The sequence below is a fragment of the Streptomyces iakyrus genome (genome assembly GCF_000717055.1).
GTDB classification, from domain to species: Bacteria; Actinomycetota; Actinomycetes; order Streptomycetales; family Streptomycetaceae; genus Streptomyces; species Streptomyces iakyrus.
In genome coordinates this window covers 1-23,379 of sequence record NZ_JNXI01000013.1, presented here as the reverse complement: position 1 = coordinate 23,379, position 23,379 = coordinate 1, and the positions used below count along the sequence as shown (strand labels likewise).

At 72.6% G+C, this 23,379-nt stretch carries 26 protein-coding genes, 2 tRNA genes, 1 other RNA gene and 1 pseudogene; 13 read left to right on the top strand and 17 right to left on the bottom strand.

The genetic code is table 11. The features are described 5' to 3' along the window. Positions 1-321: 321 nt before the first annotated feature. The 8 genes from OO68_RS20035 to OO68_RS20000 form a co-directional block, all read right to left on the bottom strand. Positions 322-1,224, bottom strand: coding sequence for an RNA polymerase sigma factor SigF (locus OO68_RS20035; RefSeq protein WP_033309781.1), 903 nt, complete (start codon positions 1,222-1,224; stop codon positions 322-324). A gap of 268 nt (positions 1,225-1,492) precedes the next feature. Continuing rightward, complete coding sequence (locus OO68_RS20030) at positions 1,493-2,365, bottom strand: RNA polymerase sigma factor SigF (protein ID WP_033309985.1); 873 nt, start codon at positions 2,363-2,365, stop codon at positions 1,493-1,495. A gap of 200 nt (positions 2,366-2,565) precedes the next feature. Then, the gene (locus OO68_RS20025) at positions 2,566-2,859 is read right to left on the bottom strand and encodes a Dabb family protein (protein ID WP_033309780.1); all 294 of its coding nucleotides are present in this window, start codon (positions 2,857-2,859) and stop codon (positions 2,566-2,568) included. Then, the gene (locus OO68_RS45535; protein ID WP_030850257.1) at positions 2,859-3,035 is read right to left on the bottom strand and encodes a hypothetical protein; all 177 of its coding nucleotides are present in this window, start codon (positions 3,033-3,035) and stop codon (positions 2,859-2,861) included. The genes OO68_RS20025 and OO68_RS45535 overlap by 1 nt, the downstream gene beginning before the upstream one ends. 116 nt (positions 3,036-3,151) lie before the next feature. Further along, positions 3,152-3,236, bottom strand: a tRNA-Ser gene (locus tag OO68_RS20015). A 45-nt stretch (positions 3,237-3,281) separates the two neighbouring features. Continuing rightward, positions 3,282-3,713, bottom strand: a complete 432-nt coding sequence (tadA, locus tag OO68_RS20010) for a tRNA adenosine(34) deaminase TadA (RefSeq protein WP_033309779.1) — start codon at positions 3,711-3,713, stop codon at positions 3,282-3,284. 56 nt (positions 3,714-3,769) lie between these two features. Continuing rightward, complete coding sequence (locus OO68_RS20005; RefSeq protein ID WP_033309778.1) at positions 3,770-4,312, bottom strand: tRNA adenosine deaminase-associated protein; 543 nt, start codon at positions 4,310-4,312, stop codon at positions 3,770-3,772. 276 nt (positions 4,313-4,588) lie between these two features. Then, positions 4,589-4,813 (bottom strand): hypothetical protein, encoded by a 225-nt coding sequence (locus OO68_RS20000; RefSeq protein WP_033309777.1) that lies wholly within the window; start codon positions 4,811-4,813, stop codon positions 4,589-4,591. A gap of 130 nt (positions 4,814-4,943) precedes the next feature. On the opposite strand from OO68_RS20000, the gene upp reads away from it, so the two are divergent. Further along, the gene (gene upp / locus OO68_RS19995; protein ID WP_033309776.1) at positions 4,944-5,579 is read left to right on the top strand and encodes a uracil phosphoribosyltransferase; all 636 of its coding nucleotides are present in this window, start codon (positions 4,944-4,946) and stop codon (positions 5,577-5,579) included. A gap of 17 nt (positions 5,580-5,596) precedes the next feature. Here upp and OO68_RS19990 read toward each other — a convergent pair whose 3' ends face one another. From OO68_RS19990 to OO68_RS19970, 5 genes are all read right to left on the bottom strand, one after another. Then, the gene (locus OO68_RS19990; protein ID WP_033309775.1) at positions 5,597-6,214 is read right to left on the bottom strand and encodes a LytR C-terminal domain-containing protein; all 618 of its coding nucleotides are present in this window, start codon (positions 6,212-6,214) and stop codon (positions 5,597-5,599) included. Positions 6,215-6,335: 121 nt separating this feature from the next. Further along, complete coding sequence (locus OO68_RS19985) at positions 6,336-6,632, bottom strand: type II toxin-antitoxin system VapB family antitoxin (protein WP_003999914.1); 297 nt, start codon at positions 6,630-6,632, stop codon at positions 6,336-6,338. Between the two features lie 498 nt (positions 6,633-7,130). Next, entirely contained in the window at positions 7,131-7,463 is a 333-nt protein-coding gene (locus tag OO68_RS19980) for a hypothetical protein (RefSeq protein WP_051814731.1), read from the bottom strand. A gap of 801 nt (positions 7,464-8,264) precedes the next feature. Continuing rightward, entirely contained in the window at positions 8,265-8,858 is a 594-nt protein-coding gene (locus OO68_RS19975; protein WP_033309774.1) for an HhH-GPD-type base excision DNA repair protein, read from the bottom strand. Between the two features lie 36 nt (positions 8,859-8,894). Beyond that, positions 8,895-9,617, bottom strand: coding sequence for a siderophore-interacting protein (locus OO68_RS19970; protein WP_033309773.1), 723 nt, complete (start codon positions 9,615-9,617; stop codon positions 8,895-8,897). Positions 9,618-9,731: 114 nt separating this feature from the next. On the opposite strand from OO68_RS19970, the gene OO68_RS19965 reads away from it, so the two are divergent. From OO68_RS19965 to OO68_RS19950, 4 genes are all read left to right on the top strand, one after another. After that, positions 9,732-11,819, top strand: a complete 2,088-nt coding sequence (locus tag OO68_RS19965; protein ID WP_033309772.1) for a penicillin acylase family protein — start codon at positions 9,732-9,734, stop codon at positions 11,817-11,819. After that, positions 11,812-12,420, top strand: coding sequence for a GNAT family N-acetyltransferase (locus OO68_RS19960; RefSeq protein WP_033309771.1), 609 nt, complete (start codon positions 11,812-11,814; stop codon positions 12,418-12,420). The genes OO68_RS19965 and OO68_RS19960 overlap by 8 nt, the downstream gene beginning before the upstream one ends. Further along, positions 12,417-12,911 carry a cupin domain-containing protein gene (locus OO68_RS19955; protein ID WP_033309770.1) on the top strand — a complete coding sequence of 165 codons (495 nt, stop codon included), beginning with the start codon at positions 12,417-12,419 and terminating at the stop codon, positions 12,909-12,911. The genes OO68_RS19960 and OO68_RS19955 overlap by 4 nt, the downstream gene beginning before the upstream one ends. Before the next feature lie 122 nt (positions 12,912-13,033). Then, a complete protein-coding gene (locus OO68_RS19950) occupies positions 13,034-14,878 on the top strand; it encodes a copper resistance CopC/CopD family protein (RefSeq protein ID WP_033309983.1) in 1,845 nt (614 codons plus the stop codon). Here the strand turns inward: OO68_RS19950 and OO68_RS19945 are convergent. Next, positions 14,778-15,758, bottom strand: coding sequence for a DUF72 domain-containing protein (locus tag OO68_RS19945; protein WP_033309769.1), 981 nt, complete (start codon positions 15,756-15,758; stop codon positions 14,778-14,780). The genes OO68_RS19950 and OO68_RS19945 overlap by 101 nt on opposite strands. A gap of 149 nt (positions 15,759-15,907) precedes the next feature. Here OO68_RS19945 and OO68_RS19940 point away from each other — a divergent pair, with 149 nt between their 5' ends. The 3 genes from OO68_RS19940 to OO68_RS19930 are packed head-to-tail and all read left to right on the top strand — an operon-like array spanning position 15,908 to position 19,377. Beyond that, on the top strand, positions 15,908-18,406 hold the full coding sequence (locus OO68_RS19940; RefSeq protein WP_033309768.1) for a SpoIIE family protein phosphatase: 2,499 nt from the start codon (positions 15,908-15,910) through the stop codon (positions 18,404-18,406). A 13-nt stretch (positions 18,407-18,419) separates the two neighbouring features. After that, positions 18,420-18,875 carry a DUF4383 domain-containing protein gene (locus tag OO68_RS19935; RefSeq protein WP_033309767.1) on the top strand — a complete coding sequence of 152 codons (456 nt, stop codon included), beginning with the start codon at positions 18,420-18,422 and terminating at the stop codon, positions 18,873-18,875. A 16-nt stretch (positions 18,876-18,891) separates the two neighbouring features. Beyond that, positions 18,892-19,377 carry an MSMEG_6728 family protein gene (locus OO68_RS19930; protein WP_033309766.1) on the top strand — a complete coding sequence of 162 codons (486 nt, stop codon included), beginning with the start codon at positions 18,892-18,894 and terminating at the stop codon, positions 19,375-19,377. 288 nt (positions 19,378-19,665) lie between these two features. Here the strand turns inward: OO68_RS19930 and OO68_RS19920 are convergent, their stop codons facing one another. Beyond that, positions 19,666-19,887: a hypothetical protein gene (locus OO68_RS19920; protein WP_033309764.1), complete on the bottom strand. Its 222-nt coding sequence runs from the start codon at positions 19,885-19,887 to the stop codon at positions 19,666-19,668. A gap of 123 nt (positions 19,888-20,010) precedes the next feature. Here OO68_RS19920 and OO68_RS19915 point away from each other — a divergent pair, with 123 nt between their 5' ends. The 3 genes from OO68_RS19915 to OO68_RS19905 all read left to right on the top strand — a co-directional run bounded on the left by OO68_RS19915 (position 20,011) and on the right by OO68_RS19905 (position 20,921). Continuing rightward, on the top strand, positions 20,011-20,244 hold the full coding sequence (locus tag OO68_RS19915) for a DUF8825 domain-containing protein (RefSeq protein WP_033309763.1): 234 nt from the start codon (positions 20,011-20,013) through the stop codon (positions 20,242-20,244). Between the two features lie 44 nt (positions 20,245-20,288). Further along, positions 20,289-20,513 (top strand): hypothetical protein, encoded by a 225-nt coding sequence (locus OO68_RS19910; RefSeq protein WP_033309762.1) that lies wholly within the window; start codon positions 20,289-20,291, stop codon positions 20,511-20,513. Between the two features lie 63 nt (positions 20,514-20,576). After that, on the top strand, positions 20,577-20,921 hold the full coding sequence (locus tag OO68_RS19905) for an amphi-Trp domain-containing protein (protein ID WP_033309761.1): 345 nt from the start codon (positions 20,577-20,579) through the stop codon (positions 20,919-20,921). Positions 20,922-20,943: 22 nt separating this feature from the next. Here the strand turns inward: OO68_RS19905 and OO68_RS43470 are convergent. Both OO68_RS43470 and OO68_RS19895 read right to left on the bottom strand, forming a co-directional pair. Beyond that, positions 20,944-21,335 (bottom strand): annotated as a pseudogene (locus tag OO68_RS43470) (FtsX-like permease family protein); the annotation flags it as partial. 178 nt (positions 21,336-21,513) lie between these two features. Beyond that, positions 21,514-21,601 (bottom strand) — tRNA-Ser (locus OO68_RS19895). Positions 21,602-21,674: 73 nt separating this feature from the next. On the opposite strand from OO68_RS19895, the gene ffs reads away from it, so the two are divergent. Together ffs and OO68_RS19890 are read left to right on the top strand one after the other, a co-directional pair. Continuing rightward, an RNA gene (ffs, locus tag OO68_RS43465) (signal recognition particle sRNA small type) lies at positions 21,675-21,769 on the top strand. A gap of 48 nt (positions 21,770-21,817) precedes the next feature. Then, the coding region (locus OO68_RS19890) for a DNA polymerase III subunit gamma and tau (RefSeq protein WP_033309759.1) at positions 21,818-23,379 on the top strand (1,562 nt) is incomplete at its 3' end.

Genomic DNA, 23,379 nt, shown 5'->3' with positions numbered 1-23,379 from the left:
GCCCGGCGTAGCGGGTTCCTCCCCGAAGCTCTCGGCTTCGCTCGAGCAGGGGGACCCCCATCGCCCACCCGTGCCGCCCTGAGCGGCACGCATGCCCGCAGCGGGGGCGGCCCGCACCCGCCGGACGGCGCAAGGGGACGTGTCGGGGGGTGTCCGCCCGCAGCGGTTGGCGCGTCAACGCCAGTCAGTCGGTAAGTAGGTCCATCGCGCCGTTCCGAGGACGGACACCCCCCGGCGCGGCCCCGACCCACCACCCGGCGTCAGGCGCAAGCACTCACCGGCATACGGCGGCGCGGCCACAGTGACCGCGCCGCATGTCCGTCAGTCCGAGATCAGGCCTTCCCGGAGCTGCGCCAGCGTCCGGGTCAGCAGCCGGGAGACGTGCATCTGCGAGATGCCGACCTCCTCGCCGATCTGCGACTGCGTCATGTTCGCGAAGAACCGCAGCATGATGATCCGCCGCTCACGGGGCGGCAGCTTCGCCAGCAGCGGCTTCAGCGACTCCCGGTACTCCACACCCTCCAGCGCGGTGTCCTCGTACCCCAGCCGGTCCGCCAGCGACCCCTCGCCGCCGTCGTCCTCCGGCGCCGGCGAGTCCAGCGAGGACGCCGTGTAGGCGTTCCCCACCGCCAGCCCGTCGACGACGTCCTCCTCGGACACGCCCAGCACGGAGGCGAGTTCGGTGACCGTCGGCGAGCGGTCCAGCTTCTGCGAGAGCTCGTCACTGGCCTTGGTCAGGGCGAGCCGCAGCTCCTGCAGTCTGCGCGGCACCCGCACCGACCACGAGGTGTCCCGGAAGAACCGCTTGATCTCCCCGACCACCGTCGGCATCGCGAACGTCGGGAACTCCACGCCCCGTTCGCAGTCGAACCGGTCGATCGCCTTGATCAGCCCGATCGTGCCGACCTGGACGATGTCCTCCATCGGCTCGTTGCGGGACCGGAACCGGGCGGCGGCGTACCGCACGAGCGGGAGGTTGAGCTCGATGAGCGTGTCACGGACGTACGCACGCTCGGGGCTGTCCTCGTCGAGCGCGGCCAGCCGCAGGAACAGGGAGCGGGACAGGGTGCGGGTGTCGATGGCGCCCGCAGCCGGAAGGACCGGGACGGGCTCGGCCGGGAGGGCCGGTACGTCATCGATGGGGCCGAGTGAGTCGAGAGCATGGGGAGCTGTCTCGCTCTCCGCGAGCGTGAGCACCTTCGAGCTGCCCTGTTCTGCGGACATGCCACCCCCTTTGGGTCGCGGGACGGTCGCGGCGAACGCCCCCGCTTGAGGAACGCAGCCTTCACCTGAATACCGGAGCCGGAGCTCTGGCAAACGCGCTTCCCGCAGAATGTCACATGTCGGCAACACGCTGTAGTGACATGTCGACATCTGAGACGCGAATACGCCCTGCAAACAAGGGGTCTGACGGCTTATCGGCTCTCAACTGTCGGCAACCGCCCTGATGAGCGATTCCCTCCTCGCGGTGACCTCTCGCTCGTGTTTGCGGTTACGCGTCAATGCGGTTCGCAGACCGCAACCTCTGGAAGCTACGCGCGAGTAGCCGCGACACGTGCATCTGCGAGACGCCGAGCTCGGCGGAGATCTGGGACTGCGTGAGATTGCTGTAGTACCGCAGCAGCAGGATCCGCTGTTCGCGCTCGGGCAGCTGAACGAGCAGGTGCCGTACGAGATCCCGGTGCTCCACGCCGTCCAGCGCGGGATCCTCGTACCCGAGCCGGTCCAGCAGCCCCGGCAGCCCGTCGCCCTCCTGCGCGGCCTCCAGGGAGGTCGCGTGGTACGACCGCCCGGCCTCGATGCAGGACAGTACCTCGTCCTCGGTGATGCGCAGCCGCGCGGCGATCTCCGAGGTCGTCGGGGTGCGCCCGAAGGAGGTCGTCAGGTCCTCCGTCGCGCTGTTGACCTGCACCCACAGCTCGTGCAGCCGGCGCGGCACGTGGACCGTGCGGACGTTGTCGCGGAAGTACCGCTTGATCTCGCCGACGACCGTCGGCATCGCGAACGTCGGGAACTGCACGCCCCGGTCCGGGTCGAAGCGGTCGATGGCGTTGATGAGCCCGATGGTGCCGACCTGGACGACGTCCTCCATCGGCTCGTTGCGGGACCGGAACCGGGCGGCCGCGTAGCGCACGAGCGGGAGATTGGCCTCGATGAGCGCCCCGCGTACGCGGTCGTGCTCCGGGGTGCCCGGCTGGAGCTCCTTGAGCTGTGCGAAGAGGACCTGGGTGAGAGCGCGAGTGTCGGCCCCGCGGCTCCGCTGGGGAGCGGGTGGGGCGGTTTCCGCGGCTTCCGTGGTTTCCGCGGCTTCCGTGGTGTCCGGGGCTTCCGAGGTGGGTGCCTGAGGTGCGGTACTGGCCAGCACGGTCAACTCCACCTCGTCAGGTCAACTCATCGTTCCACTCTTCCATCAAAAGCGGTCATAGCATCACAAGACATGTCCACTGTGTGCAAGCACCCCATAACTACGTGTTGAGGGATGAATGGCGCATAAATGAACTCACGTCACACAGAAGCCCCCTGTCGCACTGACAGGGGGCTCGAAGCGAACGGACCGGCCGGGACTCAGAACTCGTAGTCCGCGATCACCCACGTGGCGAACTCCCGCCACAGCGCGACACCCGCCTGGTGGTCCGGGTGCTCCACGTAGCGCCGCAGCGCGTCCGCGTCGTCGAAGGCGGAGTTGATGGCGAAGTCGTAGGCGATGGGGCGGTCGCTGACGTTCCAGCCGAGCTCCCAGAAGCGGATCCCGGGGATCGTGCCCTCCAGTGCGCGGAAGGCCTCGACGCCCTTCACGACCCGGGTGTCGTCGCGCTCGACGCCCTCGTTGAGTCTGAAGAGCACCAGGTGGCGGATCATCACTTTCCTCCCTTTGCGACCCACGTGGCGAAGTCGCCGAGGGCCCCGGCGGCGTCCGATATGCCCTGAAACCCTATAAGGACGTAGTCAGCCGCCGTCTTCGGGTCCGTGATGATCACGTACAGCGCGAAGACCACGAGGGCGTAGACGGCGACCTTCTTCGCGTTCACCGCCATCGCGGCCTCCCCTGTCACTGGCGTCCCATGCAGCGCACATGATCGCACGAAGGGCCGAGCACACGAAGAGGCTGATCGCACGAAGGGCCCCGCCTGTCGACGGGGCCCTTCTGAAGCGGTAGCGGAGGGATTTGAACCCTCGGTGACTTGCGCCACACTCGCTTTCGAGGCGAGCTCCTTCGGCCGCTCGGACACGCTACCGAGGGAGACCTTACAGCAAGGAGCCGCGTGCTTTGAAATCGGTATTCAGCGGCCCCGGAAGAACGCCGTGAGCAGCCCGGCGCACTCCTCGGCGAGCACGCCCTCGATCACCTCGGGCCGGTGGTTGAGCCGCCGGTCGCGGACGAGGTCCCAGAGCGAACCGGCCGCGCCGGCCTTCTCGTCGCGGGCGCCGTAGACGAGCCGGTCGACGCGGGACTGCTGGATCGCGCCCGCACACATCGTGCAGGGCTCCAGCGTGACCACGAGGGTGCAGCCGGCGAGCCGCCACGCGCCGAGGGCGGCCGCGGCCCGCCGCAGGGCGAGGAGCTCTGCGTGGGCCGTCGGATCACCGCCGGCCTCGCGTTCGTTGTGCCCGGCCGCGAGCACGGTCGTACCGTCCGGGGCCAGGACGACGGCGCCGACGGGGACGTCCCCGCCCCGGACGGCCTCGGCGGCCTCGTCCAGGGCGAGTCGCATCGCGGGCCGCCAGGGGTCGCGGACCGGGTCCGGCGGCCCCGCGGTGGCACGACCGGTCAGCGGACGGTCTCCAGAGTCTCCGAGGCGCCCAGGGACTCGGCGATCTCGGTGACGGCGTCCGTCGACATCAGGCGCAGTTCCTTCTCGCTCACGCCGAGGTCGTCCAGGATCATGGCGTCGCCGACCGGGCCGTGCGGCACGGACTCGGCGGAGCCGGCGGCCCCGGCGCCGTCCTCGGCGTCATCGTCGTCCTCGTCGGATTCACCGTCCTCGGTGCCGTCGAGGTCGAGGGCGTCGAGGACGTCCCCGTCGTCCGGATCGCGGCCCAGCAGCTCGTCGGTGAGCAGGATCTCGCCATAGCTGCTGCGGGCAGCGGCGGCGGCGTCCGAGACGTAGATGCGAGGGTCCTCCTCGCCGTCCACGCGGACGACGCCGAACCAGGCGTCCTCCTGCTCGATGAGCACGAGCACCGTGTCCTCGTCGGGGGAGGCTTCACGGGCCAGGTCGGCCAGATCCGACAGGGTTTCCACATCGTCGAGCTCTGTGTCGCTCGCTTCCCACCCGTCTTCGGTGCGCGCGAGCAGTGCGGCGAAGTACACCGTGACTCTCCCACTGGTCTTAGGCGTGCCGGTTGGGGGTCCCCCCGGCGGAGGTTACGGGCGGGGAGTGCTCGTCCGAGCCCCACCCACTCGGAATCGTGGCAGAAACAAGGCGTTCAGGGGACGTCTTCGGCTCCCTGTGTTGGGCAGTTCTCCTCGCACGCCCGTTGCCGCCACCTGCGGATCGTACGCGGCTTTGCCCCGCTCCACGCACGGTCACCCGCGACAACCTCCGCGCGGTTCGTGATCTTTGCCGGGGGTTTTCCCACCCGTTTCCTACCAGCGGAAGGTGCGCATGCGCATGGCGTGCCGCAGCCGGGCCGTCTTGGCACGGCGCGGCTGGACGCGGTCGCGCAGCGCCCGGGCCTCGGCCAGATCGCGCAGGAACCGGGCGCGACGCCGGCGGCGCTCGGCGTCGGACTCGTCGGTCCCGTCGGGTGTCGGGCCCGTCCCCGGCCACATGTGCGGCAGCGGATCATCTCGGAATTGCCGGTCCGGCATCAGGTCACCACCCCTAGTCCGTCCTTTCCGCTTTCCCCCGGACGGGCCGTTTGACGCCGGCGACCTGGTGACGGCCGCACGTGTGCTCGCCGTGCGGTCCGGGGTACCCCGCCCGGTTAATGTTGTGGACATGCGTCTCCACGTCGTCGACCACCCTCTGGTCGCCCACAAGCTCACCACGCTGCGCGACCAGCGCACCGACTCCGCGACCTTCCGCCGTCTCGCCGACGAGCTGGTCACCCTGCTCGCCTACGAGGCCACGCGTGACGTGCGCACCGAACAGGTCGACATCCAGACGCCGGTCGCGCGGACCACGGGCGTCAAGCTGTCCCACCCGCGCCCGCTGGTGGTGCCGATCCTGCGGGCCGGGCTCGGCATGCTGGACGGCATGGTCCGGCTGCTGCCGACCGCCGAGGTGGGCTTCCTGGGCATGATCCGCAACGAGGAGACGCTCCAGGCCTCCACGTACGCGACGCGGATGCCGGAGGACCTGTCGGGGCGTCAGGTGTACGTGCTCGACCCGATGCTCGCCACCGGCGGCACGCTGGTCGCGGCGATCCAGGAGCTGATCCGGCGCGGCGCCGACGACGTGACCGCCGTGGTGCTGCTGGCCGCCCCGGAGGGCGTCGAGATCATGGAGCGCGAGCTCGCGGGCACGCCGGTGACGGTCGTGACCGCCTCGGTCGACGAGCGCCTGAACGAGCACGGCTACATCGTCCCGGGCCTCGGCGACGCGGGCGACCGCATGTACGGGGCGGCCGAGTAAGGGGTCCGGAGGGCCTCTCAGCAGCCGTTCTTCGTCGTGGGCGCCGGCTCGGGCGTGGCCAGCTTGGTCAGCGCCCGGTCGGCGTCCGGCTTTTTCGCCAGCTCCTTGAAGCCGTCCCCGATGACGAGGTCGACGGCGGCGCCCTTGCGGGCCGCCTCGGTGCGCCGTTCGGCGCCCGGGAGCTGGGTGCCGAGCACGGGCAGTGAGGTGTCGAGCGCGGCGGCGGGGCCGAGCAGCAGACCGGTGCCCTTGACCTTCTTGTCGTACTGCTTGGTCGCGTTGCCCACGTCGCCGATCTTGAAGCCGCGCTTCTTGAGCTCGTCGGCGGTCTTCTTCGCCAGGCCGGCGCGGGTGGTGGCGTTGAGCACGTTGACGGTGATCGTGCGCGGCTGGGGCAGGGGCTCGGCGCTGGGCGAGGGGCTCGCCTTGGTCGTGGTGCCGCAGTCCGTCCCGTCGCCGGCCGCCGAAGCCTTTCTGCCGCCGCCGGTGAAGACGTCGATGAGCTGGAGCGTGCCCCAGCCGCCCACGCCGAGGACGACGACGGACGCGACGGTCAGGGCGACGAGCCTGCCGCGCCGCCGGGGCCGGCGCATCCGGGGGTACTTGTTGCCCTTGATGCGGTAGTTGCCGCCCATGCCGGGGGGAGTCAGCATGCTCATGAGCGCAGCGTAGTGCGCCCGGGCGACGATGCCTACTAGATGATCATTCGACGTCGCCCAGCGGAACCCGAAAGGGCCAACCCGCGACCGGCGGGGATCAGTCCAGTTCGAGCACGCGTGCGTGCAGCACCTGGCGCTGCTGGAGTGCCGCCCGCACCGCGCGGTGCAGCCCGTCCTCCAGGTACAGGTCGCCCTGCCACTTCACGACGTGCGCGAAGAGGTCGCCGTAGAACGTGGAGTCCTCGGCGAGCAGTGTTTCCAGATCGAGCTGACCCTTGGTCGTCACGAGCTGATCGAGGCGGACCGGGCGCGGCGCGACGTCCGCCCACTGCCGGGTGCTTTCCCGGCCGTGGTCGGGGTACGGCCGGCCGTTTCCGATGCGCTTGAAGATCACACGGAAAGCCTACCGGTCAAGACCTTCCGGGCGCAGCCATGGCGAGCGAGTGCGACGTTGAAAAAATCAAGACAAGGCGGCACGAACCGGGAACAGGTGCGTGAATATGCCGGACCGCGAGACCATCGCCTTCTCCGGTCCTGCCCGCGCCTGATTCGCTCGAAAGGGGCATGGCGGAGCGGGTGGCCGGGAGCGGCGTCTTCAGGTCGCCGGCCCGGTCGGCGTGACGGCGGAGGCGTGGGTGCCTCCGCCGTGCGCGTGCGTCAGCCGCGGTCTCTTCCCTGTCCCTGACCCTGTCCCGGTCCCTTCGGGGGCTGCGGCGGCTTCCGGGTGTCCGGGCGGGAGTGGGGGTGGGGCTTGTGGGCGCTGCGGGCGGCTTCCGCGCGCAGGAGGGCGCGCATGACCGCGTACGGGTCCTGGAGCATGGCTGGGTTCCTCGTCGTTCCTCGTCGTTCTGGTTCCGTGCGGGACGGACGGACCGGGGCCGGGCCGGTCCTGTCAGCAGCGCAGGACCTCGGAACGCAGGGGACGGGGGTCGTACGGCGGGTCCGCCGGTACGGGCAGGGGGAGCCGTGCGGTCTGGGCGGGCTCGGGGAGCGGCGCGGGGGCCGTGGGAGCGGCGGTGCGGCATACGCCCCGGGCCGGTGGGCGCAGGACCGTGTCGAGGAAGTCGCACTCGACGGTGGTGCTCTCCCCGGAGACGGTCGCCGTCGGCCCCGTCAGGGCCTCGGCGTGGGCGCCCGGCACGAGCAGGGCGAGCAGCAGGACGAGCACACGCAGCCAGATGTGCCGGCGAGGGCCGCGGGGTTCCGGCTGCGGTTCGGGGCTCACGGGACGTCATTCCCCCCGCCGTACGCGCGGCTCACTCCGCAGGCCGGGAGATCCGCACGCTCGGCCCAAGCCGGCGAGGGTCCGGGCCGAGCGTGCGGGGCGCCGTATGGGGGAGGCGTCGTGCTCCGGTTCCCAGGGGGAGCCGTCGGGTGGCTCGCTCATGGTTCATGCTGGGATCGCAGCGCAGGCAGCCGCCACCCGGGGCGGGCCGGCCGAATGACGCGGACGCGTCGGGGCCCGGTGTGCGTGCCTGGGGTGCTCGCTGCTGCTCGGAGGTGCCCGGTGGGCCAGGATTCGCGCGCCGTCCGGTCCAAGGACGCACGCTTCGACGGCTGGTTCTTCGATGCCCTGCTTGCCGGTGGCCTCGGAAGGCCAGGAGGCATGCCCCGCATCCGGCCGCGCCCGAGTTCCGGCTGCGGGACGACGCCGGCGTCTCGCGTGCTCGCTGCCTGCCGGTGGTTCCGGGCGGGCTTGCGGTCGGCGCTCGTGGCCGGACGTCCGGTGCCCGAGGGCCGGCTCAGGTGCGGCCGCGTGCTCGCCGCTTGGCCGGGTCCTCGGGCGAACCGGTTAGGCGGACGCCCGCATCGGCACGCTTCACCGCCGGTGGCCCTACGCCGTCCGGCCGATCGGTGTTGGAAGCGACCTGTCGGTGGTCGCCTGTGGTTCGGCCGATCGGTGTTGGGGGCCACCCGTCGGCGGCCCCCCGCGGTTCGGCCGACCGGTGTTGGGGGCCAACTGCCGGTGGCCCCGTGGTTCGGCCGGCCGGTCTTCGCGGCCTCCCGCCGGAGGCCCCCGCGGCCGCTACTTTCCGCCCGCCTTCGACGCCTTGGCCGCTGCCTTCATCTCCTGCTTGTGGGCCCGTACCTTGACCAGCGATTCCGGGCCGGTGATGTCGGCGACCGAGCGGAACGAGTCCGGCTCGCCGTAGGAGCCCGCAGCCTCCCGCCACCCCGTGGGCCGGACCCCGAGCTGCTTGCCGAGCAGGGCGAGGAAGATCTGGGCCTTCTGCTTGCCGAAGCCGGGCAGTTCCGCGAGCCGCTTCAGCAGGTCCTTGCCGGTGGCGACGTCCTTCCAGACGGCCTCGGCGTCACCGTCGTAGTGCTCGACGAGGTACTGGCACAGCTGCTGGATCCGCTTGGCCATGGAGCCCGGGTAGCGGTGCACCGCCGGCTTCTGGGAGAGCAGCGCGGCGAAGGCCTCCGGCTCGTGCGCGGCGATCTCGTGCGCGTCCAGGTCGTCGCCGCCGAGCCGCTGGGCGATCGTCGCCGGGCCCTTGAACGCCCACTCCATCGGGACCTGCTGGTCCAGCAGCATGCCGACCAGCGCGGCGAGCGGGCTGCGGCCGAGCAGCGCGTCGGCCTCGGGATCCTGGGCGAGGTGAAGTGTGACGTCCATGCCCCGATCATCCCCCGGCGCGGGCCCGGCCGCCGCTCAGGTCGCCCGCCAGTACCCCAGCGCGTGCACCCGCTGCTTGGGCAGGCCCAGTTCCTTGCGAACGTACGTCCCGAGGGCCCGGGTCGTCGCCGTGTCGCAGGCGATCCAGACGTACGGGTCGGCCGTCTCCCGGAGCAGGCCGGGCAGGTCCGCCTTCAACCGGTCGACGAGGTGTGCGCCGGAGTCCTGGCGCGGCACCTTGCGCAGCTCGTGCCGGTCCGGGTCGGTGCGGAACGGCAGGTCGTCGTCGCCGCCCTCGAACCAGACGGTGGCCGGGGCGGAACCCAGGGCGTCCAGGAGGGAGTTGATGGCCGGGAGCGAGGCCGGGTCGCCGACGGCGAAGACGTGCGAGGGCGCGGGGCTCGGGTGTTCGAAGCCGGTGCCCTGGACGGTCGCCTCGATGGTGTCGCCGGGCTTCGCCGCCCGGGCCCAGTCGCTGGCGCATCCCTCGTGCAGGGCGAACTCCAGGCCGAAGGTGCCGGCCTCGGCGTCCGGGTCGACCAGGGTGTAGGCCCGCTGGTGCGGCTTGCCCGCGTTGTCGAACCACAGCCGTACCCACATGGTGGGGTGCACTCCGGTGGCGGCGAGCAGACCGCCGTCGGTGAAGCGCAGCCGCCGGTAGTCCGGGGTGACGTCCTCGACGTCCGTCACCGTGAACTCGAAGTCCTTGCCGCGCAGCAGTTTGAGGACCGCGCCCTCCCAACCCCGCCCCTGCCCCATCGCTTTTCCGCCCCTTCGCGTACGATTCCGGCCACAGCTGTGACTTAGGCAAGCCTAACCTAAAGAAAATCCCACCCCAAGAGAATTCGACCCGAAGACAAGAGGAGACCCGGCGTGACCACCGAGATCTACCGTGATGCCTGGGGCATTCCGCATCTGCGCGCGGGCAGCGCGGCCGGCCTCGCCCACGCCCAGGGCCTCGTCACCGCCCGCGACCGGGCCTGGCAGCTGGAGGTCGAGCGCCACCGGGCGCAGGGCACCTCGGCTTCCTTCCTCGGCGGGAGCGCCCTGGCCTGGGACCGGTTCGCGAGACGGGCCCGGCTCGACGACACCGCCAGACGCTGTTTCGCGGAGCTGGTCGGACGGGACCCCGAGACGGCGCGGTGGGTGCGCGCGTACGTCGACGGGGTCAACGAGGGGCTGGCCGGCAGCACCGCCCCCGAGTTCGCCCGCACCGGCCTCACCCCCGGCCGCTGGGAGCCCTGGACCCCGCTCGGCGTCTGGCTCGCCACCCACATCCTCTTCGCCGGGTTCCCCGCCAAGCTCTGGCGCGAGCAGGTCGCCGCCCACCTCGGCCCGGACGCCATCGGGCTCTTCGCCGCCGACGGCCCCGGCACCTCCGGCAGCAACGGCTGGCTGGTCTCCGGTGAGCGGACCGTCACCGGGCAGGCGGTCATCGCCGGTGACCCCCACCGCTGGATCGAGGACCCGGGCGTCTACCAGCAGATCCACCTGTCCTGCCCGGAGTTCGACGTCGTGGGCCTGGCCGTCCCCGGTGTCCCCGGCATCGCCCACTTCGGGCACACCGGCACGGTCGCCTGGGCCATCACCAACGCCATGTCCGACTACCAGGACCTCTACCGCGAGCGGCTGCGGCGCACCGGCGCCGGGGTGGAGGCCCTCGACCCGGACGGGGAGTGGCGGCGGGCGGCCCGGCGCACCGAGACCGTCGAGGTGGCGGGCGAGGACCCGGTCGAGGTCGAGGTGATCGAGACCGGCCGCGGCCCGGTGATCATCGGCGGGCCCGAGGGCCCGGACGGCGACCCGGCCGACCCCTCCGGCCTGCCCGTGGCGATCAGCCTGCGCTACCCGCCCCGCGTCACCGGCGACCTCGGCTTCACCGCCCTGCTGCCGCTGCTGCGGGCCCGCCGGGTCGCCGACGTGGACCGGGCCTTCGACCAGTGGGCCGAGCCGGTCAACGTCGTCCAGGCCGCCGACACCGAGGGCGGCGTCCTGCACCGCGTCGCCGGGCGGGTGCCGCTGCGCGCCGCGACCAACTCCCTGCGGGTGGTGCCCGCCTGGGAGCCGGGACACGAGTGGCGGGGCTGGCACGCGACACCGCGCGCCGGGCTCACCGACGGCGTCGCCGTCATGGCCAACCAGCGCGGCCCGGCCGCACCCCTCGGCGTCGAGTTCGCCCCGCCGCACCGCGCCGACCGCATCACCGCGCTGCTCGCGGGCAAGGAGCGCTGGTCCGCCGCCGGCATGCCCGCGATCCACACGGACACCCATCTGGCGTCCGCGACCCCCCTCCTGGACCGCCTCGCCGCCCTCGACGGCCTCACCCCCGAGGCCGCCGCCCTCCGGGACCGCCTCCTCGGCTGGGACCGCCGCATGGACGCCGGCAGCGCCGACGCGGCCCTGTACGCGGCCGTGCGCGCAGCGGTCGTACGGCGGCTCGCGGCGCACCCGGCGTTCGCCGCGCTCACCACACCACCGGTGTACCCGGAGGTCTTCCAGCCCTGGCTGGCCCTCGTCCCCCGGGCCGGCTTCGCCCTCGAACACCTGCTGCGGGCCGGGGAACTGTTCGGCGTCGACCGCCCGGCGGCCGTCCGCGCGGCGATCGAGGAAGTGGCCGCCCGCCCGCCGGCCGGCGTCTGGGGCGACACCCACCGCCTCGCCCCCTGGCGTGCGCTGGAGCCGGAGCAGCCGTACGACGAACCGGGGCTGTCCGGCGACCACGACTGCGTGCTGTGCACCTCGGGCGTGCCGGGGCTCACCGACCGCGCCGCCCGGGGCCCGGCCGCCCGGTACGTCTGGGACCTGGCCCGGCGCGAGGACAGCCATTGGGTGGTCCCGCTCGGCGCCTCGGGCGTCCCCGGCTCGCCCCACCACCGCGACCAGCTCCCCCTGTGGCTCGCCGGAGACCTCGTCCCGGTCGTCACCGACTGGACCACGATGCAGAAGGAATGCGATGTCTGACCCCTACGCCTCCCGCCCACCCGTCCACGAGCAGGCGGTCGACGGCTTCGGCACCGTCCGCGTCCTGCCGCTCGACCCCGGGACCGACGCCGCCGTGATCCACCGCTGGGTCCGCGAGGAGCGGGCCGCCTTCTGGGGCATGACCGAGCTGACCGAACAACAGGTCGCCGCCGTCTACGCCCACATGGCCGCGCTCGACACCCACCACGCCCACCTCGTCGTCCGGGACGGCGATCCGGTCGCGCTCCTGCAGACCTACGAGCCGGAGGCCGACCGTGTCAGCGAGTGCTACGACGTCCGCCCCGGCGACATCGGCGTCCACCTGCTGCTCGCCCCCGCGGGGCCGGGCGGCGGACAACACGGCTGGACAGCCCGGCTGGTGGCGGTCATCGCCGCGTACGTCCTGCTCGGACTGGACCGCCGGCGGGTCGTGGTCGACCCGGACGTGCGCAACGAGAAGGCGATCGCCCGGTTCCTCGGACTCGGCTTCGCTCCGGGCCCGGTGGTGGTCCTGCCGGAGATCGACCTGCCGGACGTGTACCTGCCGGAGAAGAAGGCACAGCTCGCGTTCCTCGACCGGGAGCTAATGTTCCCCGGGTGACCCCCGAGGACCTCATCGCCCACTACGGCCTGGAGCCGATCCCGAGCGAGGGCGGCCTCTTCCGCCAGACCTGGGCCGGGCCCGAACGCCCCGACGGCAGGCCGGAGGGCACGGCGATCGTCGCGCTCCTGACGGCGGACGACTTCTCCGCCCTCCACCGCCTGCCGACCGACGAGATCTGGCACTTCTACCGGGGCGACCCCCTGGAGCTCCTCCTGCTCGCCCCGGACGGCACCACGCGGACGGCGGTGCTCGGACCGGATGTCCTGCGGGGCCAGCACGTCCAGTTCACGGTCCCGGCGGGCACGTGGATGGGCGGCAGGGTGGCGGCGGGCGGCTCCTGGACCCTGTTCGGCTGCACGATGGCCCCGGGCTTCACCTTCGCGGGCTACGAACACGGGGATGCGGCGGAGCTGACCGCACGCTATCCGGCGGAGGCGGCCGGGATCGCGAGACTGTCCCGGCCCGCCCCTCGGCCCCCATCCCGTTGAGCGCTACACCGATCCCGTCCGTACATAACCCGGAGCCGTCCAGCCCGACCCCGGAGAACCACGTGGACCAACGGCGGAACGAGGATCGCAATGCCGGACACCCCCGGCGCTTCCAGGCCCTGGTGCTGCTGGGCACCGTGCTGGTCCTGCTCCTCGCCGGAGCAGCCCCCGCCTCCGCCCACGCCGCCCTGCGCAGCACCGACCCCGACGACGGATCCCTCGTCCGACAGGCCCCCCGCCACGTCACCCTGACCTTCACCGAGTCCGTCGGCCTGCTCGACGACTCCTTCCGGGTGTTCGGCCCCGACCAGCGCCGGGTCCACACCGGCGAGGCCACGCACGCGGACGACCGCTCCGACACGGCCCGGGTCGGCCTGCCCGGCAAGCTCGCCGAGGGCACCTACACCGTGGCCTGGCGGGTCGTCTCCGCCGACAGCCACCCCGTCTCCGGCGCCTTCAGCTTCTCCGTGGGGAAACGGTCCGCTACCACCGGCCAGATCGACACGGGCCCGGCCGAGGACCCGCTCACCCGCGGCCTCTACGACGCCGCCCGCTACCTCGCCTACCTCGCCGCCGCGCTGCTCGTCGGCACGGTGGCTTTCGCGCTGCTGTGCCGGCCCGCACACACCGCCCCGCTGCGCCGGCCGCTCGTGGCGGCCTGGTGGACGCTGCTGGGCTCGACGGCCGTCCTGCTCCTGCTGCGCGCCCCCTACGAGGCGGGCACGGGCCCCGCCGCGGCCTTCGACGCCTCCGCTCTCGGCCGCACCCTGACCGGCCGCCCCGGCCTGGCCCTGCTCGCCCGGCTGCTCGTCCTCCTGCTGACCGCCGCCTTCCTGATCTGGCTGTCCAGGCGCCGCGACACCGTGAAACGGCCCGTGGCCCTCGCGATCGGCACGGCCCTGGCCGCGGCCCTGGCCCTGACCTGGGCGGCGGCCGAACACGCCTCCGCCGGGATCCAGGTGCCGGTGGCGATGACGTCGTCCGTGGTGCACCTGCTGGCGACCGGCGTCTGGCTGGGCGGCCTCGTGGCGCTGCTGCTGACCCTGCGCCGCCCGTCCGGCGACGACCTGGTGGAGGTCGTGCCCCGCTTCTCCCGGATCGCCTTCGCCTCGGTGACCGTCCTGGCCGTCACGGGCCTCTACCAGTCCTGGCGCGGCCTCGGCTCCCTCTCCGCGCTGTCCGGCACGTCGTACGGCCGTCTGCTGCTCGTCAAACTGGCCGGGGTGGCCGTGCTGTTGCTGGTGGCCGGGTACTCGCGGCGCTGGACGGCGCGGATCGCGGCACCGGCGGCCCCGGCCCGGGCGGCCGTACTCGCACCGGTCCCGCAGCCGGTCGGCGCGCCCGCGGACGGCCACGAAGCCGCCGAGGGACCCGGGACGGGCGAACCGGGCACGTCCGGCGCGGGGGAGTCACCCGGGGAGCCGGAGTCGCCCGACGGCCCGGCGGGGCCGGGGGCCGGATCCGGCGACCCCGGCATCCGGCGCCGCCTGCGCCGCTCCGTCCTGGTCGAAGTAGCCGTCGCCGCGATGGTGCTGATGATCACGACCGTGCTCACGGGAACCCTTCCGAGCCGGGCCGAGGCCGAGGCGGCGCAGCAGGCCCCGGTGGGCGCGCTGCCGCCCACGACCGAGATCACCGTGCCTTTCGACACGGGCACGGACTCCGTGACAGGAAGCGGAAAGGTGCTGGTCACCCTGGACCCGGCCCGTGTCGGCGAGAACGGCCTGCAGGCCGTCGTCTACGGCTCCGACAGGGGCCTGGTGGCGGTCCCGGAGGTCCGCATCACCTTCACCCTGCCCTCCCGCGAGGTCGGCCCGATCGACGCCGAACTCGCCGACCGGGGCGGCTACTGGAGCACCAACTCCGTCAACCTGCCGCTCGCCGGGGAGTGGACGATGAAGACGACCGTGCGGGTGTCGGACGTGGATCAGGTGTCGGTGGAACGCCGGGTGCGGGTCGAGCCCTAGGCAACCGCGCCGCCGCCACGTCCCGTGTCGAGGGGCCGTCGTCGAGGAGCCGCGTCATCGTCTCGGCGGCGCTGACGGCGGCGTCGCCGCAGCAGTTGTTGAACAGGACGTGGACCTGTTCGGTCCGCTCGGCCAGCCGGCGCACCCGGGGCAGCCACTCGGCCAGTTCGTCCTCGCCGTACGCGTGGCGGAACCGGTCCTCCTTGCTGCCGGTGCCCCAGGCGGTGCTGCGGCCGTGGAAGCGGACCACGGACAGCCGGGGCGAGGTCACGGGCGTGACCGGCGGGACGGAGGAGGCGAGCTTCTGTGTCATGTCGACGGCCACCGCGGCCATGCCGTGCCCGGCGAGCAGCGCGCACGTCGCCCCGGCCTGCCCCGGCTCCCACCAGGAGGGGTGGCGGAACTCGACGGCGAGCGGCCAGCCTTCGGTCCGCTCGGCGCACTCCCGGAGGAACGCCTCCGCCCGCTGCCCGGGCCGGAACCACGGCGGGAACTGGAACAGCACGCTCCCGAGCCGCCCGGCCTCGCGCAGCGGCTCGATCCCGGCCGCGAACCGGGCCCACACCTGATCCAGCACCGCCGGGTCCCGGTGCTCCGCCCGCAGCCCGTCCGGCATCACCGCGTCCCGGGTGGGATGCCCCGTGAGCAGTGAGAACGCCTTCACGTCGAACACGAACCCGTCCGGCGTCCGCTCGGCCCACAGCCGGCTGTTCCGCTCGCCCGGCAGCGCGTAGTACGAGGCGTCGACCTCGACGACCCCGAACCGCTCGGCGTAGTGCCGTAACCGCCCCTCGGCGTCCCGCCGGCCCGGGGGGTACCAGCCGCTGCCGACCAGTGCCCGGTCGGTCCAGGAACACGTGCCCACCAGGATCTGACCCATGGGGGAGCGGTTACCCGGGCCGGGCGGCGGCAGGCTCCGTTTCCCGGCATGGCCGTCACGGTGAGAGCCGACCCAATCGGGGTAAGCAGGTGATATCTGCACATATCCGGGGTTTATGGCCGATTCCCCCGAGAGCGAGATGACCGATCATGGAGCAGCCCGCCACCGTCGGCCGGGCCACCCGGCCGTCCGGTGAAGAACCCGAAGCCCTCGACGCCCTCGTCGGCGCAGCCCTCACGGCCCGTGTCGCCGTCGACGAACAGGGCGTCGTGACCGGCTGGAACGCGGGCGCCGAGCGGCTCCTCGGGTACTCGGCCGAGCAGGTGACCGGCCGCCGTGCCGCGGATCTGCTGGCCGAGCCGATCCCGGTGCGCGGCGGTCTGCCCACGCTCGCCGGGCTGCCCCGCTGGAACGGCGACGTCGCCCTCCGGCACCGCGACGGCCGGCAGCTCACGGTCAGGATCCTCGCGCACCACAGACCACCCGGCGCCGACGCCCCCGCCTGGCTCATCGTCTCCGCCCTGACCGGCCGGCAGCGCCCGGCCGGTCTCGACGAATCCCTCGTGAGCTGGAGTTTCGCCCAGTCCCCGTGCTGCGCCCAGGCGATCTACGACACCCGGCTCAGGCTGCGCCGGGCCAACGCCGACATGGAACGCGCCACGGCGCTCACCGAAGAGGAGATGCGCGGCCTGCGCGTGTCCGAAATCGTCGACGACGACGCCGGCCTGCGGGCGGAACGCTCCATGGCCCGGGTCCTGCGCACCGGCGAGCCGGAGTACGAGGAGAACTACCTGCGGGCGCCCGGCGAAGACCATGAGCACGCCTGGTCGGTCTTCATGTCCGCGCTGCGCGACCACGAGGGCACCATCCGGGGCGTCTGCCTGTCAGCGCACGACATGACGGAGCAGTTCTGGGCCCGCAAGCGGCTCCAGCTGATCGCCGAGGCCGGGCGGCGCATCGGCGGCACGCTCGACGTGACGCGCACCGCCCAGGAGCTGGCGGACGTGACCGTCCCGGCCCTGGCCGACTTCGCCAGCGTCGATCTGCTGGCCGCGCTGGACGACGCACCCGAGCCGCCCGAGCAGCCGGTTCCGGCGGACGGGCCGCTGCTGCTGCGCCGGGCTGCGCTTCAGTCGGTGACGCCGGGCGCGCCGGAGGCCGTCGTGGCGGCCGGCGCGGTGGACTCCTACCCGCCGGGCTCGATGCCCTTCGAGAGCCTGCGCACCGGACGGCCCACCCTGCACGAGGTCACCGACACGGCGTTCACCGCCTGGCTGGCCCGCGATCCGGCCCGCGCCGCCCGGGTCCGGGCGTTCGGCATCCACTCCGTGATGGCCGTGCCGCTGGTCGCCCGCGGCAGCACGCTGGGCGTCGCCTTCCTCGTCCGGCACCGCAACCAGGAGGCCTTCCAACAGGACGACCTGGTGCTGGCCGGGGAACTGGCCGCCCGGGCCGCGGTCAGCATCGACAACGCCCGCCGCTACACCCGCGAACGCGCCACGGCCGTCACGCTCCAGCGCAGCCTGCTGCCGCAGCGGCTGCCCCGGCAGGCGGCCGTCGAGGTCGCCTCCCGCTACCTCCCGGCGGGCGGGCACGCCGGTGTCGGCGGGGACTGGTTCGACGTCATCCCCCTCTCGGGAGCACGGGTGGCGCTGGTCGTCGGAGACGTGGTCGGCCACGGGCTGGTCGCGTCGGCGACCATGGGGCGGCTGCGTACGGCGGTCCGCACGCTGGCCGACATCGACCTGCCGTGCGACGAGCTGCTGACCCACCTCGACGACCTGGTCGCCCGTCTCAACACGGAGGAGGAGTGCGACGACGAACAGGCGACGGCGGGTCCCGCGGGCTCCGTGGGCTCTGCGGGGACCTCGGGCGACGTCGGGGCCACCTGCCTGTACGCCGTCTACGACCCGGTGACGCGGGGCTGCTGCATCGCCGGGGCCGGGCACCCCGTGCCGGCCGTGGTCGGCCCCGGGGGCACCGTCGACCTCGTCGGGCTCCCGGCGACGCCCCCGCTCGGCGTGGGCGGCCTGCCGTACGAGTCCACCGAGGTCGTCCTTCCCGAGGGCAGCCTGCTCGCCCTCTACACCAACGGCCTGATCGAGACCCCCGAGCGGGACCTCGACACCGGCGTCCACCGGCTGCGGGAGGCCCTGGCCCGCCCGGCGCGCTCGCTGGACGCCCTGTGCGACACGGTCCTCGCCGATCTGCTGCCGCAGCGCCCGGCCGACGACGTGGCCCTGCTCATCGCCCGCACCCACGCGCTCGACGCGCGGCAGGTCGCCACCTGGGCGGTGCCGTCCGACCCGTCCGCGGTTGCGCAGACCCGCAAGGACGTGGTGGCGCAACTGGAGCGGTGGGGGCTCTCCGACGCCGTGTTCGTCACAGAGCTGGTCGTCAGCGAGCTTGTCACCAACGCCATCCGGCACGCGCAGCCGCCGGTCCAGCTCCGCCTGATCCACGACACGACCCTGATCTGCGAGGTGTCCGACGGCGGCAGCACCGCTCCCCACCTGCGGCGCGCCCGCACCTACGACGAGGGCGGCCGCGGCCTGCTCCTCGTCGCCCAGCTGACCGAGCGCTGGGGCACCCGCCAGAGCGCCACGGGCAAGACCATCTGGGCGGAACAGACCCTGTCCCCCGCGTGAGGAGCCACCGGCCATGACCACACCAGCGTCCCACCGGGCCGCCCGCGCCCCCGTCCAGCAGGCAGCCCAGCTGCTCGGCCTCGTCTTCCTGGTGGTCGGCGTGCTGGGCTTCATCCCGGGCATCACCACCGACTACGGCTCGCTGGAGTTCGCCTCCCACGAGTCGGGCGCCGAACTGTTCGGCCTGTTCCAGGTCTCGATCCTGCACAACCTGGTGCATCTGGCGTACGGCCTCACCGGCCTGATCCTCGCCGGCACGGCCGCCGGGGCGTACTCGTATCTGCTGGTCGGCGGCGCCGTCTACCTGGTGCTGTGGGTGTACGGCCTGTCCGTCGGCCACGACAGCGACGCCAACTTCGTCCCGCTGAACACCGCGGACGACTGGCTCCACTTCGTCCTGGGCATCGCCATGATCGGCCTGGCTCTCGCCCTCGGCCGGCGGCGCGGCACGCGCACCGACGCACGGTAAGGAGCCCGGCGACCGTATGCAGACCTTTCTGCCCTACCCGGACTTCCGCACGACGGCCCTGTCCCTCGACCGCCGCCGGCTCGGCAAGCAACGCGTCGAGGCCCTGCAGGTCCTGCGCGGCCTGGTCGTCCCCGGCTACGGCTGGCGCCGCCACCCGGCCGTGAAGATGTGGCTCGGCTACGAGGAGGCGCTGGTCCGCTACGGTCTGGAGATCTGCCGCGTCTGGCGCGAGCAGGGCCACCAGGACACATGCGCGGCGACGCTCGTGGCCGATCTGGCGGCGACCCGTCCGCACGCGCCGATCCGCGACCAGCCGCACCTGGCAGCCGAGGGCGAACTCCCGCCCTGGCTGGGCGACGACCCCTTCCACGAAAGCCACCGCTCGGCCCTGGTCCGCAAGGACCCGACGACCTACGCGTCGCTCTTCCCGGGCGTGCCGGACGACCTGCCGTACGTCTGGCCGGCGTCGGACCGTGAGGCCGGACCGGACCGCGAGGCCTGACCGGACCGCGGAGGGGAGGACCGCAGAGGGGAGCTAGGCGGCCCTGCGGCGCGCCGGACGCCTCGTCGCGGCGGGCTGCTCCGGCATGTCCTCGACGAGAGGGAAGGTTTCGGCCTCCCCGAAGTCGGGGGCCTGGAAGGGGTTGGTCGCCGGAGGCGGCGACGCCGCGCCGGAAAGGCTCGGCTGCCCTTCCACGGCGGAGAACAGCGAAGTCGGTTCGATGAGAGGTCTCTTTTCGGTTACTGGCCCAGGGCTGGGCCAGGGGTGCCCCGACCGGGCACGGAGGTCCTACAGCTTGGTCATCTTGGCGTAGGGGCTCAGGATCCGCATCTGCGCCGAACCGAAGTCGACGAGCGCGGCGATCCCGTCCTCGATGCCGATGACCCGGCCGAGCCCGTACATGTCGTGCGTGACCTGGTCACCCACGGCGAAGTACTTGGGAGCGGGGGCGACCGGAGCCTTGAAGGGGCTGGTAGGCAAGTGACGCTTGTGAGCAGCAGGCTTAGTCATTGGCCTCAGTATGCGCCTACTCGGGCCTCTCGCGCTGCGGCTGTCCACGTCCGGTGCCCGAACCGAGACCTGGGAGAAGCGTTGCACTGGCTCGAAAAATCGAACACATGATTGAATTCGGCCATGCGAACGTTTCCCGACGACCTCGTCCGGGCGCAACGGGAGTGGAGTGCCACGTACCGGCAGCTCGCCGATCGGCCCGGCCGCACCGAGCTGCGCCGGCGCCTGTACCGGCTGTCGGCCCAGGCGTTCTTCCACCCCTATTGGCGGCAGCGACGGCCGAGTCCCGCGGCGTGGTGGGAGCTGCGGGAGCTGGGGCGGAGGGCCGCCGACGTGAGCGAGCGGCTCCCTCGATGACGCGCCGGCCTGCGGGACCGTACGTCCCGGACGATCCTGAAGGCATGTCCGGACCGATTCGTGTGATCGTGCATCCGCCGTCGCCCTCGGGCGGCCGGCGCGTCCGCGTGGACGGCGAGATCCTCGGCCTCGCCCACAACGTCGCCGACGTCGCCGAATTCCTCCGCCGCGCCGGACTGGAGATCGACCCGGCGGACGTGGCGGAGGTGCCGTGGATCGACTGGCGCGGAGTGGGGCCCGAGCACTGGGGTCCGGAGGCGGGTGGCTGACCCACGGGTCCGCACATCCCGCCGAGATGGATTTGTCCACCCTTTTGCCACCTGGAGGGCCCCATGAAGGACCTCACGTTCGAGCAGAAGCGCTCACTGTCACGCCACGAGGCCGCCGACCAGCTCGCGGCCCTCGCAGACGCCCTGAGGGAGGGCGGGGACGCCGAGCTGGACCTCGGCCCCGGGACGCTGGGCCTCCGGATCCCCGACGACCTCCAGAGCGAGCTGGAGATCGAGATCGGCGGCGGCGAGATCGAGCTGGAGATCGAACTGAAGTGGAAGACCGCCCCTGCGCGGGCGACGCCCCCACGGACCGAGACCCGCACGGAAACGCCCCAGCGCAAGAACACGCCCACCCCTGCGGGACGAAGCAGGAGCGCAAAGCGGTCCACCGCGAAGAAGGCGTGAGCGGACCGACTCCACGCGTTCCTCATTCCCCGGCTGTCGCCACCGTCACCGCCCGGACCCTCAGCGCCACGCGTCCGGGCCGGGCGGTCGCGACGAGCGCGAGGAGTCCGGCTCCGGCGACCACCGTGACGTAATGAGCGGTGTGACGGCAGGTGCCGCCCGCCCCGTCATGCCGATGCTGAACGAGGTCAGGACGGCCAGGGAAACGGCGCTGCCGAGAGCGGTGCCGAGAAGGAGGACGGACAGCACCTGACGGCGGGTCGCCCCCGCGAGACGCAGCAGCGCGAACTCCCGGACGCGCTCGGAGACCGACATGGCGAGTGTGTTGACCACGGCGGTGGCCGTGAAGGCCAGCACGAGCCCCACGGCGAGGAGGCTGACCTCCGCGGCGGCCTGATGGCGCTGCGCCTGGAGCGGTCCGCGATCCGAGGGAACACGCGCGGGGTGATCCCCGCGGTTCTGATCGCCAAGCTTGCGTTGCACCACGACCATCATGGTCGCGGTCTCGGGGGAGACGGAAACTGAGACGGACAACGTCGAAGGGCCCCACCGCAAGCGGTGGGGCCCTTCGACATCGTGCCCGGTGAGGCACTGGCGGAGGATACGAGATTCGAACTCGTGAGGGGTTGCCCCCAACACGCTTTCCAAGCGTGCGCCCTAGGCCTCTAGGCGAATCCTCCGCTGGGAACATTACATGACCGAGAGGAGTGCTCGCGAACTCGTTCACCGCCCCCGACATCAGGTAACCTTGGCGCAGCCCCTCACGCGGCGCTATCTGACTGAACTCCCCCAGGGCCGGAAGGCAGCAAGGGTAGGTCGGCTCTGGCGGGTGCGTGGGGGGCGTCTGCGTTCCCGGGCCGGGCCGGATGTCAGTGGGCGCCTATAACCTCGTATGCGTGTCGTCTCTCGCTCTGTACCGCCGCTACCGCCCCGAGACCTTCGCCGAGGTCATCGGGCAGGAGCATGTCACCGACCCGTTGCAGCAGGCGCTGCGGAACAACCGGGTCAACCACGCGTACCTGTTCAGCGGGCCGCGCGGCTGCGGCAAGACGACCAGCGCCCGCATCCTGGCCCGCTGCCTGAACTGCGAGCAGGGACCCACGCCGACGCCCTGCGGTGCGTGCCAGTCCTGTCAGGACCTCGCGCGCAACGGCCCCGGCTCCATCGACGTCATCGAGATCGACGCCGCGTCCCACGGTGGCGTGGACGACGCCCGTGACCTGCGCGAGAAGGCCTTCTTCGGGCCCGCCCGCAGCCGGTACAAGATCTACATCATCGACGAGGCCCACATGGTCACGTCGGCCGGCTTCAACGCGCTGCTGAAGGTCGTCGAGGAGCCGCCGGAGCACCTCAAGTTCATCTTCGCGACCACCGAGCCCGAGAAGGTCATCGGGACGATCCGGTCCCGGACCCACCACTACCCCTTCCGGCTCGTCCCTCCGGGCACCCTCCGGGAGTACCTCGGGCAGGTGTGCCAGAAGGAGACGATCCCGGTCGAGGACGGCGTGCTCCCGCTCGTGGTGCGGGCCGGCGGCGGGTCCGTGCGTGACTCGATGTCCGTCATGGACCAGCTCCTCGCGGGCGCCGCGGCGGACGGTGTGACGTACTCCATGGCCACCGCCCTGCTCGGATACACCGAGGGCTCCCTCCTCGACTCCGTCGTCGAGGCCTTCGCCACCGGTGACGGAGCCGCGGCCTTCGAGGTCGTCGACCGCGTGATCGAGGGCGGGAACGATCCCCGCCGCTTCGTCGCCGACCTCCTGGAGCGGCTGCGCGACCTGGTGATCCTCGCCGCCGTCCCGGACGCGGCGGAGAAGGGGCTCATCGACGCCCCCGCCGATGTGATCGAGCGCATGCAGGCCCAGGCCGGCACCTTCGGCCCCGCCGAGCTGAGCCGCGCCGCCGACCTGGTCAACGAGGGCCTGACCGAGATGCGCGGCGCCAACTCGCCCCGTCTCCAGCTCGAACTGATCTGCGCCCGCGTCCTGCTCCCCGCCGCCTACGGCGACGAGCGCTCCGTGATGGCCCGCCTCGACCGGATCGAGCGCGGCGTGAACTACTCCGCGGGCGGCCCGTCCGGCATGCCTGCCATGGGATACGTGCCCGGCCCGGAGAGCCACGGGGGAGCCGCTCCCGCTCCGGCCCAGGCGGGTGCCGGTGGTCCGGTGCCGGCCGGCAGTGGCGGTCCGGTGCCTGCGGGCGGTGGCCCGGCGGCGGCCCGTGCGGCGGTCCGCGGGACCGGAGCACCGGGCAGCAGCGGCGGCGCCATGACCGGCAGCGGTGGCGGCCCTGCGGCGGCCGCGCCCGGCTCCGTCCCTCCGGCGGGTCAAGGCGTGCCCCAGTCGTCGCCGGCTCACAGCGCGCCGCCTTCGGCACCGGCCACCCCGCCCCCGGCGCACGCCGGCCGCGAAGCAACCGGCGCCCCCGCCCCCGGCCAGGAGCCACAGCCCGCCCCGGC

What these genes read in the sequence shown, in the direction of transcription:
- OO68_RS19915 (WP_033309763.1), top strand. Translation starts at nt 20,011, where the DNA reads ATGCGAACGTTTCCCGACGACCTCGTCCGGGCGCAACGGGAGTGGAGT.
- OO68_RS20025 (WP_033309780.1), bottom strand. Translation starts at nt 2,859, where the DNA reads ATGATCCGCCACCTGGTGCTCTTCAGACTCAACGAGGGCGTCGAGCGC.
- OO68_RS19945 (WP_033309769.1), bottom strand. Translation starts at nt 15,758, where the DNA reads ATGGGTCAGATCCTGGTGGGCACGTGTTCCTGGACCGACCGGGCACTG.
- upp (WP_033309776.1), top strand. Translation starts at nt 4,944, where the DNA reads ATGCGTCTCCACGTCGTCGACCACCCTCTGGTCGCCCACAAGCTCACC.
- OO68_RS19920 (WP_033309764.1), bottom strand. Translation starts at nt 19,887, where the DNA reads ATGACTAAGCCTGCTGCTCACAAGCGTCACTTGCCTACCAGCCCCTTC.
- tadA (WP_033309779.1), bottom strand. Translation starts at nt 3,713, where the DNA reads ATGCGACTCGCCCTGGACGAGGCCGCCGAGGCCGTCCGGGGCGGGGAC.
- OO68_RS20000 (WP_033309777.1), bottom strand. Translation starts at nt 4,813, where the DNA reads ATGCCGGACCGGCAATTCCGAGATGATCCGCTGCCGCACATGTGGCCG.
- OO68_RS19910 (WP_033309762.1), top strand. Translation starts at nt 20,289, where the DNA reads ATGTCCGGACCGATTCGTGTGATCGTGCATCCGCCGTCGCCCTCGGGC.
- OO68_RS45535 (WP_030850257.1), bottom strand. Translation starts at nt 3,035, where the DNA reads ATGGCGGTGAACGCGAAGAAGGTCGCCGTCTACGCCCTCGTGGTCTTC.
- OO68_RS19990 (WP_033309775.1), bottom strand. Translation starts at nt 6,214, where the DNA reads ATGGGCGGCAACTACCGCATCAAGGGCAACAAGTACCCCCGGATGCGC.
- OO68_RS19905 (WP_033309761.1), top strand. Translation starts at nt 20,577, where the DNA reads ATGAAGGACCTCACGTTCGAGCAGAAGCGCTCACTGTCACGCCACGAG.
- OO68_RS19935 (WP_033309767.1), top strand. Translation starts at nt 18,420, where the DNA reads ATGACCACACCAGCGTCCCACCGGGCCGCCCGCGCCCCCGTCCAGCAG.
- OO68_RS19975 (WP_033309774.1), bottom strand. Translation starts at nt 8,858, where the DNA reads ATGGACGTCACACTTCACCTCGCCCAGGATCCCGAGGCCGACGCGCTG.
- OO68_RS20035 (WP_033309781.1), bottom strand. Translation starts at nt 1,224, where the DNA reads ATGTCCGCAGAACAGGGCAGCTCGAAGGTGCTCACGCTCGCGGAGAGC.
- OO68_RS19970 (WP_033309773.1), bottom strand. Translation starts at nt 9,617, where the DNA reads ATGGGGCAGGGGCGGGGTTGGGAGGGCGCGGTCCTCAAACTGCTGCGC.
- OO68_RS19940 (WP_033309768.1), top strand. Translation starts at nt 15,908, where the DNA reads ATGGAGCAGCCCGCCACCGTCGGCCGGGCCACCCGGCCGTCCGGTGAA.
- OO68_RS19960 (WP_033309771.1), top strand. Translation starts at nt 11,812, where the DNA reads ATGTCTGACCCCTACGCCTCCCGCCCACCCGTCCACGAGCAGGCGGTC.
- OO68_RS19930 (WP_033309766.1), top strand. Translation starts at nt 18,892, where the DNA reads ATGCAGACCTTTCTGCCCTACCCGGACTTCCGCACGACGGCCCTGTCC.